This window comes from Wenyingzhuangia heitensis (assembly GCF_011762155.1).
Classification (GTDB): domain Bacteria; phylum Bacteroidota; class Bacteroidia; order Flavobacteriales; family Flavobacteriaceae; genus Wenyingzhuangia; species Wenyingzhuangia heitensis.
On the sequence record NZ_JAASQL010000002.1, the window covers coordinates 269,343 to 283,457 of the forward strand.

Here is a 14,115-nt window from a genome sequence, read left to right on the forward strand (position 1 = left end):
TAGTAAAATACCCGATTGGGCTATTGATTTGTCCTTTTGGTATACTCAAAAATATAAGTATATAATAAATTTGTTTAATTAATAATTATATAAACTTATGAAACTAAAAAACTACTTTTTTTTACTTACTTTCTTGTGCCTTAATAATGCTATTGCACAAAACAATACTTTAACTTCTGCAACTCAAAAAACAAATGCAGTTGAACAAGCCACATATTTAAATTTTGGTTCTCAAAATGATTATGTAAGAATTCCGGGTATTAGTATTAATAATTCATCTTTAACCATTGAGTTTTATGCTAGAATCTACAATCCTTATCAAGCAGGGTATATTTTAAGTCAAGGGGTTGAAGCACAAAATCAGCAATTACAAATTGGTTTTAGAAGTTCTGGTGAGTTTCATTTTTCTTTTTATGGAAATGATATGTTTATACCTAGTTACAATAGAGATAGTAATTGGCATCATTGGGCATGTGTGTACGATATCTCTAGTGGTTTAAGATCTGTATACCAAGATGGAAATTTGGTTGGACAAAGTGGGACGAGTCCTTATGTTGGTACTGGTGATTTATTATTGGGATTAAGAACATTATATAACAATACAGGTTATTATGGAGATTTAGAGGATTTACGCATTTGGAATGTTGTAAGAACATCTGCAGAAATTATTTCTAATAAAGAATGTGAGTTGGTAGGGAATGAAACAGGTTTATTAGCCTATTACAAATTTAATCAAGGAGAATCACGTGGGTATAATAGAGGGATAGCAAGTTTGTTAGACGAAACAGCGAATGCACATAATGGAACTTTCCATAGTTTTCACATGTCAGGATCACAAAGTAATTTTGTAGCAGGTTCACCTGTTAGTAGTTGTACGGTTTTAAGTACTTCTAATATAAATCTTACTTCAGAGTTGCAGTTATCTCCAAACCCAACAACAGGTATTGTTAATGTAAACATTTCTAATTTAACCAATGTTTCAGTTTTGGTTTACAATCTTAATGGTAAAGAAGTATTCAATACTGTTTTATCTAAGGGAGAGAACTCTGTTGATATTTCACACTTTCAATCAGGAATGTATTCTTTTAAAATAACATCTGCGGAAGGAATTGTTGTTAAGAAAGTACTTAAAAAATAAGTTGCTATTTATAAGAAACAAAAAAAAAGACTGTTAAAAACAGTCTTTTTTTGTGCTTTTTTGTTTTCAAATTACGGAATTACATTGATCCATTTTCCTTTGGTGTGGCTCATAAAATTATGATCGTACATAGCCTCTACATGTGTTCCTGGTAAATAATAAGAACCCAAATAAGTAGTGTTTATGTTAACTTGCAACTTTATTTTTTGATTGGCATTGATATCAAAATAATAATGGATGGCATTGTCTCTAATATCAGTATACTCAATATTAGAATTGGTGTTGGTTTCACCTGTTGCGTAACGCGTGTTTAACAATTCCCAACCCGATGGAATTTGATAAGTCATGGCAACATCTTTAACAGCTTTGTTGTAAGTGTTTGTAATTTCTATTTCTGCCGTAAAAGTAGTTCCTTGACTTAGCTTTGTAATGTCTAAAGTTTTTCCATTTGTATCTATATATTTTATAGCGGTTACAAAGTTTTTAGAAATACTTTCTTCTGTGTTAATTTCTGGAATTCCAGCATAAGTTAACATCACATACAAAGGTTGCTTGTGTTTATTTTCAATAGTAAATTTGTTTTCTCCTTTTTTAAGATTTATTTCTTTAGACTGAATTGATTTTTTACTTTCAATAGCTATTTTTTCTTTGTTTATTTTTAGCCAAACATCTAAGCCTTTGTTGTTAATAGCTCTGTAATAATTGGCAACAGCTAGCAAACTCATTGCTGTAGTTTTGGTGTTTAAATAACTGTCTGAATTTAATTCTTTGGCAATGTCATTTAACAATTCTCTAGCTTTTACAGGATCTTTTAAAACTCTATAGGTTTCTAAAGCAATGGCTTTGTTTGCCAATGTAGAACCATGATTTACTTGATATACCTTGCTGTAATCAATTAAAGAAGCACTTTGTGTTAGCTCTAAAGCTGCTTTGTGCTGACCAATAGTTGCATAGGCTAAAGCCAATCTTAATTTGGCTATGTTAGAGAGTTGTGATGTTTCTCTCAATCTGTTCATCATAGATATTTCTGGTTGTTGCGCTAATGCCAATGTATACAATCTGTAAGCTTGTTCTACATAGGTGTTGTATTTTGTTTTTCTCCAACTTCTTGCAGTTTCTTTTTGATAAGCAATCCAATTATTTTTGAAATTATAAGGTAAAGAAAAACCATGTGCTTCTGCTTCTAACAAAAAGTGCCCAGCATAATTAGTTGACCATTCATTTGCTTTGTAATTTCCTGGCCAGTAACTAAAGCCTCCGTTGGTTAGCTGAAAATTATTTAGTTTTTGAATTCCACTATTGATATTATCTGCTATTTTATTCTTCTCAATCAAAGAAGTTTCAAACAGTTCATCTATATACAATTGAGGGAATATTGCCGAAGTCGTTTGCTCCAAACATCCATGAGGATATCTAATTAAATATTTTAACCTGTCAGTAAAATTAATTTGAGGAAAAGTAGACACTTCAATAGTTCCTGTATTGCTGTTTTCTATACCAAATCCATTAATAGAAAATTCCTTTTCGTCATTAGCCTCAATAATAAAGGTTTTGTTTTTAGTGACGTCACTAATCGGGTTGTAAGCATCCAATTCAAGATCATAACTTGCTGAATGTTTTTTGTTGGTTGCCTTAATGGTTATTTTACCCAATCCGGATTTTAGAGCTTTGATGTCAAAATAAGCAATTTCATCACCTGCTTCTGTAAAAGCTACATTTTGAGTTTTAGAGCTCGTAATTGTAAAAACATCATTCGTTTTAATTTCTACTTTTACATTTTGTTTTCCTTTTATAGAATTAAAAACGGTAATAGGAATTTTAATTTTTTCATTCTGACTTACTTTTCTAGGAGCACTAGCCAATAACATTAAAGGTTTTTTAACCAAAATACTTTGCTCCGTTTTACCATAAGCTTCTTTTTTAGGTTGATGAGCAACGACCATGGCTTTAACTGCTCCAATATATTTGGGTAAGGTAATTTTGTGAGTTGCTGTTTTGTTTTTTGCCAGTGTAAAAGGTCCTTTAAAAATAACTACAGGTTTAAATCTATTGGCTTTTTGAGTTTTTGCAGCTCCCAAATCTTGATCTCCACCAATACTAAATACTTGATTTAATTTTCCTCCAAAAGCTCCAATAACATCATCGTACATATCCCATGTTTTAATACCTAAAGCTTGTTTGGCATAAAACGTATCCCAAGGATTGGGAGTGTTAAATCGAGTTAAATCTAACAAACCTTCATCTACTATAGCAATGGTATAGGTTAGGGGCTGTCCGTTTTTTTCGGATACTTTTAACTTAAATTCAGTTTCGGGCTCTACTTCTTTAGCTACGTTTATAATTGGGTAAAGATGAGAGTCAGCGTTTTCTACAGAAATATTTTTTAACCCATACATTCTTATAGGCAAATCGTTTTTGGTATTGTTGTGCGGTTGTAGTGTGTGTATGTTTATGTAAATGTTTGGAGTCATGGTTTTGTCTACCATAAACTTAAAGGTTGTACTTTCTTTAGTTGTTTTAATTCGGTAATGTTTTAAAACCTCTGTGTTGTTTTCTAAGGTAATCAAAGCATTTCCATTTTCTGATGATGGAAAACTCACTGTAACTTCTTCTCCTATTTGATACACTTCTTTATCTGTTGTAAAAATAAGCATGGCAGCTTCCTTCTGATTTCCTTTTTTAGCTTTTCCAGTCCAACCTGGCCAATCTATAAAAACACTTTCTCCTGTACTGTGTCCAGATTTTTTATTAGTTACTTTTACAAAATAACGTCCCCATTCTGGATATTTAATTTCAAACTTAAAATTGGCTTTTCCTTGTGTGTTTGTGGTAACGGTTTTGTTAAAAACAGCAGTTTTATAAGTGGTAGCACTAAACTGAGAATAGTTGCTGTTATTGTTGTACCACCAACTGTTTTTCATTTTATAGATTTTAACATCTAAAGTTTGGTTGGCTACATGTTTCCCTTCTGAGTTTACACTCACCAATTCAAACAAATGTTGTTTGTCTGTTAGTAGCATATTTCTAGTCTTGTCTCCCACAGGTCTTTTAATTCCGGTATAAACGGTAAAAGGTGAATAGGTTTGTGTGTATACATCGGTACTAAAATCACCACCGTTTTCATAAACTCTAGTAGTTAAATACGCTTTTAACATTCCCGGAGCATTGTTATTTGTTTTAGGGTTTAAGGTAAAACTTGTATTTCCTTTAGTATCTAGTTTAGATTTTAAAACATTGGTTTGTTCTGTTTCAAAATGTTTGCTAGGATCGTTAAAAACGTAAGATGTATAATTTTTAAACTCGGTATTTTGATTTTTTAGCATTAAATCTGTTTCCACTTTTAATCCTTTGGCAATGGCTCCGTGTAACCATTTAGCAGATACATCCACTTTGTTTTTTTGGCTTAAAATTTTACGGTCTGTTTTAATGTTAATTTTAAGTCGGTTCGGTTTTATGGTTTCTATTTTTAATGTTTTGTTAAAAACAGCACCTCCTACGGCAATACTTACATTCCAATTACCCGTACCTGCATTGGTTTTGGTGGGTACTTTGTAAGTGTATAAGTTGTTAAGCCCCTCAGTGGTTACTTTTCTGTGTTTTAATACTCCGTTAGGATCTTTTAATTCCAATGTTACAGGATGTCCTTTTGGAATTTTATTTTTAAGATCATTTAACATAAAACCAACAAAAATGGTGTCTCCAGGTCTCCAAACACCTCTTTCTGTATAGATAAAACCTTGTATTCCTTTGGTGGGTTTTACTCCATTGGTATTAAAGTTACTCATAGACAAAACATTTCCATCGTTTACTTTAACGTAGGTGGTTTGTCCATTTTTTTGAGCTGTGACTACAAAAGGAGTTTTGTCTAAATGGCTAATAACAATTCCTTCCGCATTGGTTTTGGCACTGTGTATTTTTTGTTGCTGAAAATTGTAGAAGGTGATATCAACATCTACCAAAGGCTCTGAGCTAACGGTATTGTTAGTCGCTATAAAAAACGAGTTGTTATTTCCTTTTTTTACCGTTAAACCAATATCTGTAGCCAAAATGTTTTTTGCAATAGATTTGTTGGCATAGTAAGAGTCTGTACAAGGATCATCTCTTTCTCTCCAATTGTAACTCTCGTAATTGCTGTAATAGGCATTGTTATCCCAATTGCTAGTTTCTAAATCTTCCTCATCAAAATTAGTTTCTGTAATAGGGTTATTTGTACTAGGAGTTTCTCCTGTACATTTATAAGTTGAATAACTTTTATTGAAGTCTAATTCTACTTTGTAAATAGCTCCTTTGTCTATATTGATTAGTTTGTCTAAAGCCAATCCGTAGGTTTGCCATTTTGAGTATTTAGATGCGTTTTTGGGTTGTAAAGGAATTGTCTTTTTTAAAACAGGTCTACCTACCATTTTAAAATTCTGATTTCCTTGCAAGTTGTTTTGTTGTAAAAACTGTAAAATATTAGATTCAAAAACCTTATAAATTTTAACATCTACAGCTTTTAGGTTGATGGCTTCAAATTGAATGTTTAAGTTTTCTGAATCGGGAAGAATATTTCCTGATTTAGAAAATTTAATATCGGGTTTGGGTTCATCAAAAGAGAGCGTTTTGTATACATCTTCTTTAAATTTATAACCGTAAGTGTTTTTAATTCCTTTTCTAATTATAACATTAAGTTCTCCTTTTAAAGTTTTTTCAGGATAAATTTTTACTAGGTTTCCGTTTTTTACAAACTTTAATTTTCCAGCAGTTGCTATAGAAATCAACCCGTTTAAATATTGATTTTTGTCTATAGGATCGCTAAAGTTAATTTCTACTCTTTGTTCGGCATCATTAATTACTTTTACATTAATGATTTTAAAACTGTTTTTACCGGGAATGTAAATTTCTCTTTGCTGCTTTTTATCAATGTCTAATGCAGAACCGTTGTAATTTAGGTACAGTTTGGAATCCTCAGAACCTCTGTAAATACTATCTATTTTAAATAGAAAAACATTGGTGTCTATGGTTACTTTATCAAACTTGATTTTTTTGGTTTGTTTGTTTTGTGTTGCAGATAAAACTTGTTTTACCTTTTCTAAAGAAGTAACATCGTTAGTGGTAATGTTTCCTAAAATATATTGCCAATCTTGATTATAAGATTGTATTTCTTCTGTGTGAACTTCAAAATTCTGTTTTTTGGTCTTGTAAGTAAAACTGTAAGTTGTTTCTGTTTTTAATGCTTTAGGAAATAGTTTGTTTACACTAAGGTTTATGGTGTAAACCGTGTTGTTATTTAAACTTTTTGTAGGTGTAAAAATTAGTTGTTTTTGGTTGATGATTTCTACAGTTCCATTGACTTTGGGTTGTATAGAAAAAGCTTTTTTTAGTTCTTGATTGCTGATAGATGACTCTTGAGCAAGATAAATTCTTATAGGAGTTTTAACGGAGTTTATACCCGATGTGTGATTGTAAATGTATGTGCTGTAGTCAAAATCAGGATTGTTTTTGGTTTCTTTTTTAGGAGTGCAATTGGTAATTAGAGAGGAAACAACAAGGCACAAGAATGCCAAAAACAGAAAAGACTTTTTCATTGTAAATTTTTTCCTAAAAATAGGGATTTACAATCAAAAAGTCTAAACCTAATAGTTATAGAAAAAATAATTTATTTATAACTATGTTAATTTAATAAGAATTAATATTCTGTCACTACTTCTTCTTCAGATTTTGCTTTAACGGTATATTCTAAATAGGTAAATTGATTGATAGAAAAATAACCAAAAGCACGGTTTTCTTCATCTGTTTCGTTTAAAACATTCCCTCTAATGGTGGCGGGAGTTGTAGAAAAAGGACCACTAGAACCCTCGGCAGTTAATAATAATTTATTCATATAATCATTATAACGTTGGCTAATTCCGTAAGTAGTAATTTTTAACAAATCTCCTGGCTCTAATTCTTCTTCAAGATAAGTGAAATCATAGTTGTTTTTTCCAGGCTCTTCGCTAATTAATTTGTCATCAGCATTAGAATATTCGGGCAAAAGAGTTACTCTTGTTGGAGGCTCAATTTTAAATAAATAGTAATTATCTACTCCAATTTCATTATCAATATTATAATCTACATTTATAATTCCATCAGGATCAAAATCGGTATTTAAACCTTGTCTAATGTAATTAGGATCTACTATAGAAGTATAGGTGTCATTGGCTGTGTAAACCTCTCCGTCAACTTCAATTTTTATAAAATACGTTTCTCCTAAAACAGGTTTGTTAAAATCAGTAGACAGATATACTTCTAAAGTAGGATCATAAGCAAATGTTCCCATAGACTGGTCACTACTGTTAGTTACCGTAATAGTGGCATTGGTTACTACCGGGTAATCTTGGCTATAATAAGAGGTTGATTTTGTTAATTTAATGGTTTGAGTTTTAGAAGTCTCATCATCATTTTTATTCCAATCAATATTAGCTTCTACCACCAGTCTTGGAGTAGAATTTAAAATATCGTCTAACACAATTTCTTCGGTACAAGACCAAGAAATAATAGCAATAAGTATGGTATATATGTATTTTTTCATGGTTTTTAGAATTTAAAGTTAAAGGTTACAGAAGGAATCAATCCAAACATGGTTAAGCGCTCTGTAATGTTTCTAGTCGTTCCTGTTGAGAAATTTTCATCTTGTGTAAAAGAAATTGAAGATGCATTTTGTCTATTGTACAAGTTGTAAACACTAAAAACCCATTCTCCTTTCCATTTTTTAGTCTCATATTTTTTAGGAGAATATGTTGCAGATACATCCACTCTGTGATACATTGGCAATCTGTTTTCATTTCTGGCTCCGTAGTTTGGTATATTTAATCCTAAGTAACTGTAACTAGCATCTGCATAGGTTACAGGTTGTCCTGTTTGTAAAGTAAAGTTGGTATTAAACTTCCATCTTTTAGAGGCATTGTAACTCGCAATTACAGACAAATCGTGTGTTTTGTCATAGCTTGTAGCGTACCAATCTCCGTTGTTAATTCCTACCTCTTCGGCAGTTCTTCCAGTGGTTTGTTGTTCTGATCTAGACAAGGTATAACTAATCCATCCTGTAAATTTTCCTTGCTCTTTTTTAAACATCAACTCTAAACCATAAGCTCTAGCTTTTCCGTTTAAAATAACAGATTCAATCGCTTCTTGTGCTACTAAATCGGCACCATCAATATAATCAATTCTGTTGTCTGTTGTTTTACCAAAAACTTCTGCAGTCAAGCTGTATTTACCATTAAAATCTTGACTATATCCAAAAGCTATTTGATCAGAAAGTTGAGGTTTGATGTGCTCGCCACTTGGAGTCCAAATATCTAGGGGAGTAGGAGATTGTGCGTTGGATAAAATATGAATGTATTGAGCCATTCTTTGGTAGCTCGCTTTAAAAGAGCTTTTGTTGTTAAATGCGTAGGCTATAGAAAAACGAGGTTCTAAGTTGTTGTAGGTTTTTCTAATTTTACTTCTATCCATATTTATTTGTCCAATAGGAGTGGCTTGTTCGTAAATTTTTAAATCACTATCATACAAAACCGGAGAACCATTGTAAATATTAATATCATTTTCACCAAATCTTAAAAAGTTAGACCAACGTAGTCCGTATCTTAAATCAATTTTATCGTTTAGCCTGTGTTCTACATCTATATAAGCTGCAGATTCTAAAGCATATTTTTTAGCTATTTGATCTACAGAAATTCCAGAATCAGGTGAGTTAGGTTGTATTTTACCAGGATTAAACACATAATTAATTCCTTCTACACCATAGTTAAACGTAATTTTCTCGTTATAATATTGAGTAAAATCGTATTTAAGGTTGTAGTTTTCTAAACCAGAATCCCATTTAAATCCTGCTAGGTCAATTTCTAATCCGTAGTAATAATCGCTATAAATTAAAGATAAGTTAGAAAACAACTGACTGTTAAAAACATGATTCCATCTTAGGTTGGCAACTGCATTTCCGTATTCGTTGATAAAAGTATCTCCTAAAGCAAAAATATCACGACCAAAATAACCTGATAAATACAAGTGGTTTTTATCGTCTACATCCCAATTTACTTTGGTGTTTAAGTCATAAAAATAGGCCTTACTTTCGTTGTCTGGCTGAATTAGAGGTAAAAATAAATCGGCATAAGATCTACGTCCACTTAGAAAAAAAGAAGCTTTCTTTTTAACAATAGGTCCTTCTAAAGTTAATCTAGAAGAAAGCAAACCAATCCCTCCATTTCCATGAAATTCATATTTGTTACCATCTTTTTGATGAATGTCTAAAACTGATGAAATTCTACCACCAAACTTTGATGGAATACCACCTTTGTATAGTTTTAAGTTTTTAATAGCATCTGCATTAATTACAGAGAAAAACCCAAATAAATGAGAAGGATTGTACAGCGTAGCTTCATCTAACAAAACTAAATTTTGATCGGCAGCTCCACCACGTACATTAAAACCAGATTGACCTTCACCAGCAGTAGTTACTCCTGGGAGTGTTGTAATTGCTTTTATAACATCTACCTCTCCTAAAACAGCCGGAATGGCTTTAATGGTTTGAACTTCCATTTTGTTAACACTCATTTCTGCTTTTTTAATGCTCACTTTTTCGGTGTAGGCAGAAATGACCACTTCATCTAAACTCTCTAAATTTTCTTTTAGATCTATGTTAAGTGTTGTGTTTTTAGTTAGGTTAATTTTCTTGGTAAAATTGTTATATCCTAAATAAGAAATATCAATGGTGTGTTCTCCTTTGGTTAAAGTAAAAGAGTAAAAACCGTATTCGTTGGTCACGGTTCCTTGTGAGGTGCTTTTTTCGATGATACTCACACCAATTAAAGTTTCTCCGTTACTGGCATCTTTAACCACTCCAGTAATGGTAAATTTTTCTTGTCCAAAACTATAGACACAGCTCAGGAGAAAAATAAAAAGGGTTAATTTTTTCATAGACGTTTTAATTGTTTGTTGTTTGCAAATTAAAGGGAATTAATTATAAAATAGGTATCAAAAGAAGTATTGATACCTATTTTATAGTGTTTTTATGCTTTTTAAGAGATTGGTTGGTTTCTTTAATAAAAATTTGGAGTTGGTAGTTTATAAATTTTTGTTTTTACATTTTTAAGTAAGCTTTTTTTGTGTTAATGTATTTTATATCAATCAAAAATAAGAGTTGTTTTTGGTTAATTAAATATAAAATAGATTAACCTCTAAAAAGCATCTATATAATTAGTTATAAATACGATTAAACAAATTTTTAGCTTTAGAATCTCTTTTAAGGTTTGTTTTATGATCATTTAGCTTTAGAGGTAAAATAAAACTACCATCAACAAATTTAGAGGTTTTAATATTTTTTTAAACTTATGTTTTTGTTAAATATAGGATTACTACTTATCAGTAATAAAAGGTTTTATAGGTTCTTAGTTTAAGAGTTATAGTTTATATATTTCTAACTAACTTTGTAAGCTAATAGCACAGCCAAATGGAAATTAGAAATTATACCCTAAAAGAATATTTTGATGCACATAAATCCCCATGTCTTTCGTTTCATGTTTATGATTTAGAGGATCTTAAAATTAAAAATGAAGAGGTTTTACATAGAAGCGATTATTTTCAGGTATTATTATTAGAACAAGGAACTGTAAAGCAGCAAATAGAACACGAAACGTTAGAATTGTCTAAGAATGAAATCTCGGTAGTTTTTCCTAACCAGATTAATGCTTTAACAAAAAGTGAAGATGCCAAAGGAGTTGTTATTCAGTTTGATGAGGTCTTGTTTTGTTCTGATTTGTTAAAAAATGAATTGATTTCTTATAATAATGATTTGATAAATAAACTAAATCATGTTGTTTTAGAAGAGGTACCATTTGAAAAGATTCATACTTATGGAACACAAATTTTGTCTTTTTTTAAGAGTTTATCACCTATAAAAAAGGAACAAATTAGATTCTATATTAAGATTATGTTGTTAGAGATAATAGAACTTGCTCATCAAAAATACCAAGGGTTCCAAGCCCCCAATCAATTGGATTATTTTGCCAAGTTTAAAACGTTGATAGAAACTAATTTTAAATCAAAAAGAACCGTTACTTATTACAAAGACGAATTAAAAATTACTTCTAAAAAGTTAAATGAGATTTGTAAAAGTAAAACAGGACATACAGCTTTGTATATTATTCACGAACGTATTTTAACAGAAATAAAACGTTTGCTAATTTTCTCTGGTAAAAATCATAAAGAAATTGCTTATGAGTTGGGGTTTGATTCTCCTTCGGCCTTAAATAAGTTTGTATATGCCAAATTAAAAGAGACTCCAACAGAATTAAAATCAGAGTTGTCGCGAATTTATAAGTATTAGGAATTTTTTTATAATCTATAAGCTTTGCTGCTTAAGTAATTTTGTCTCAACAAAAAAAAGTTTAAAATGAGTAAATTATTTATTGCAGGCGAAGTACTGCATAGTGCAGGAAGTTTAGAAGAATTAAAAAATGTAAAAGGTAAAAAAGCTGTTTTAGTAACTGGAGGAAGCTCTATGAGAAAAAGTGGTACTTTAGATAAAGCAGTTGCGTATTTAAAAGAAGCAGGTATTGAAACCAAACTTTTTGAAGGAGTAGAAGAAGATCCATCTTCTGCAACTTGTTTAAAAGGGGCAAAGGTAATGCAAGAGTTTCAACCAGATTGGATTATTGGTTTAGGAGGATGTTCTGCCATTGATGCAGCCAAAATGATGTGGGTTTTTTACGAACACCCAGATGCTGATTTTGAGGCAATGATCAAACCTTTTTCAGTGCCAAAATTAAGAAACAAAGCCAAATTTATTGCCATTCCATCAACAAGTGGAACGGGGACAGAAACTACAGGTCTTGCTGTAATTACAGATCGTGAAAAAGGGGTAAAGTATCCTATTGTTTCTTATGAATTAACTCCAGATATTGCTATTGTTGATGGTGAGATTTGTGCATCTATGCCAGCTCATGTAACATCAAACACAGGATTAGATGCATTGACACATTGTGTAGAAGCGTATGTTTCTAACATTGAAGATAATTATGCAGATGTTTTGGCAAAAGGTGGAATGGAAATTGTTTTTAACAACTTAAAAGAAGCTGTGAACAATCCTACAAACATCAAAGCACGTCAAAACATGCACGATGCTTCTTTTATGGGAGGATTGGCTTTTAACAATGCTTGGTTAGGAATTGTACACTCTTTATCTCACCAAGTTGGAGCTTTGTTTGGTATGCCACACGGTATGTCTAACGCTATTTTCTTACCCAATGTAATTCGTTACAATGCAAAAGTATCAAATCGTTTTCCAGATTTAGCAAAGGTAATTGGTAAAGAAACTACCGAAGAATTAGCCGTAGCTATTGAAGATTTACGTTCTGAAGTAAACAACATTCCAACCATTAAAGATTTTGGAATTTCTCAAGAAGATTGGGAAAAGAACTTAGATTATATGGCTAACAATGCTTTTATTGATCCATGTACAGGTTTTAACCCAAGAAAACCAACCGTACAAGAATTGAAAGATATTTACAATGCTTGTTACTACGGAGAAGTGGTAAACTTCTAAATAACTAAAAGTTAAAACCAAAAAACGCTAACCGTATGGTTAGCGTTTTTAGTTTTATGTAACTCCTATAAATCAACTTCTATTTGATTTTTTAGAATATCTTCAAAAGTTTCTCTTTCTCTAATTAAATAATCCTGACCTTTTACAACTAATACTTCGGCAGGCTTAAATCTAGAATTGTAGTTAGAAGCCATAGAAAAACAATAAGCTCCAGCATTGTCCATACAAATAATATCACCTTCGCTTACTTTTCCTAACTCTCTAGTTTCTGCAAACGTATCCGTTTCACAAATATAACCTACTATATTATACGTTTCTTTTTCTCCGTTTGGGTTAGAAATATTGTGTACTCTGTGGTAAGCATCATACATCATAGGTCTCATTAAATGATTCAAACCACTATCAACTCCAACAAAATTAATATTAGGTGTTTGTTTGATGACATTTACTTTGGCTAAAAATTTTCCAGATTCACTTACTAAGAATTTTCCAGGTTCAAAAATCAATTTTAATTCTTTTCCGTATTCTGTACAAAACTCGTTGAATCTAGCACCTAAAATAGTTCCTAATTCCTCTAAATTTGTTTCAATATCTCCATCTTGATAAGGCACTTTAAATCCACTTCCTAAGTCGATGAATTCAATCGTATCAAATTGTGTTGCAATTCCTAATAAAACTTCCATAGCTTCTACAAACGCACTAGGATCTTTAATATCAGAACCTGTGTGCATGTGTACTCCATTTACAGGAGTTCCTGTTTTAGTAAGTACTTCTTTAATAGCATCAATTTGTGTGTGAGAAATTCCAAATTTAGAATCTACATGTCCCACAGAAATTTTAGCATTTCCACCTGCCATAATATGCGGATTGATACGTAAAGAAACAGGAGCGTTTGGAAATGCGTTTCCAAATTTTTCTAAACTAGATAAATTGTCTAACGTAATTTTTACTCCTAATTCTTTAGCTTCTTTAATTTCCTCAAAAGAAACTCCGTTGGGTGTATAAGAGATATCTGCTACGTTAAAACCAGCAGCCAAACACAATTTAATTTCTTGTACAGATACACAGTCTCCTCCAGATCCTAAATTTTTTAAAAACTTTAAAACATTTAAATTGGTGTTAGATTTTACTGCATAGTTCAATTTTACATTTTTTACAGATGAAAAAGCGTTCATCATACGATTGTATTGACGTTCTATAATGTCTGCATTGTACACGTATAAAGGTGCTCCGTATTTTTCGGTTAACGAAATTAAAAATTGATTGTTCATTATTTATTGTTTTAAACTACTTTATATATTGGTTGTTATCGATACAATTTTTTCATACTTCAAAAATCACTCGAACTGACATTTGTTGTTTTCGATGCAATCTTAATTGCGTTTTTAAAATTAATCGAACTTTATTTGCATTTTGT

At 31.3% G+C, this 14,115-nt stretch carries 7 protein-coding genes; 3 read left to right on the forward strand and 4 right to left on the reverse strand.

Features of this window, described 5'->3' with window-relative positions; genetic code table 11:
- Positions 1–97: 97 nt before the first annotated feature.
- On the forward strand, positions 98–1,138 hold the full coding sequence (locus tag FHR24_RS09795) for a LamG-like jellyroll fold domain-containing protein (protein WP_167187669.1): 1,041 nt from the start codon (positions 98–100) through the stop codon (positions 1,136–1,138).
- A gap of 71 nt (positions 1,139–1,209) precedes the next feature.
- Here FHR24_RS09795 and FHR24_RS09800 read toward each other — a convergent pair whose 3' ends face one another.
- The 3 genes from FHR24_RS09800 to FHR24_RS09810 form a co-directional block, all read right to left on the reverse strand.
- Complete coding sequence (locus tag FHR24_RS09800) at positions 1,210–6,705, reverse strand: MG2 domain-containing protein (protein ID WP_167187672.1); 5,496 nt, start codon at positions 6,703–6,705, stop codon at positions 1,210–1,212.
- 101 nt (positions 6,706–6,806) lie between these two features.
- Positions 6,807–7,688 carry a DUF4249 domain-containing protein gene (locus tag FHR24_RS09805; RefSeq protein ID WP_167187675.1) on the reverse strand — a complete coding sequence of 294 codons (882 nt, stop codon included), beginning with the start codon at positions 7,686–7,688 and terminating at the stop codon, positions 6,807–6,809.
- 5 nt (positions 7,689–7,693) lie between these two features.
- The gene (locus FHR24_RS09810) at positions 7,694–10,072 is read right to left on the reverse strand and encodes a TonB-dependent receptor (protein WP_167187678.1); all 2,379 of its coding nucleotides are present in this window, start codon (positions 10,070–10,072) and stop codon (positions 7,694–7,696) included.
- 532 nt (positions 10,073–10,604) lie between these two features.
- On the opposite strand from FHR24_RS09810, the gene FHR24_RS09815 reads away from it, so the two are divergent.
- Together FHR24_RS09815 and FHR24_RS09820 are read left to right on the forward strand one after the other, a co-directional pair.
- Positions 10,605–11,480 (forward strand): AraC family transcriptional regulator, encoded by an 876-nt coding sequence (locus tag FHR24_RS09815; protein WP_167187681.1) that lies wholly within the window; start codon positions 10,605–10,607, stop codon positions 11,478–11,480.
- A 66-nt stretch (positions 11,481–11,546) separates the two neighbouring features.
- Positions 11,547–12,698, forward strand: coding sequence for an iron-containing alcohol dehydrogenase (locus FHR24_RS09820; protein WP_167187684.1), 1,152 nt, complete (start codon positions 11,547–11,549; stop codon positions 12,696–12,698).
- A gap of 65 nt (positions 12,699–12,763) precedes the next feature.
- Here the strand turns inward: FHR24_RS09820 and lysA are convergent, their stop codons facing one another.
- A complete protein-coding gene (lysA, locus tag FHR24_RS09825) occupies positions 12,764–13,969 on the reverse strand; it encodes a diaminopimelate decarboxylase (protein WP_167187687.1) in 1,206 nt (401 codons plus the stop codon).
- Positions 13,970–14,115 lie beyond the last annotated feature (146 nt).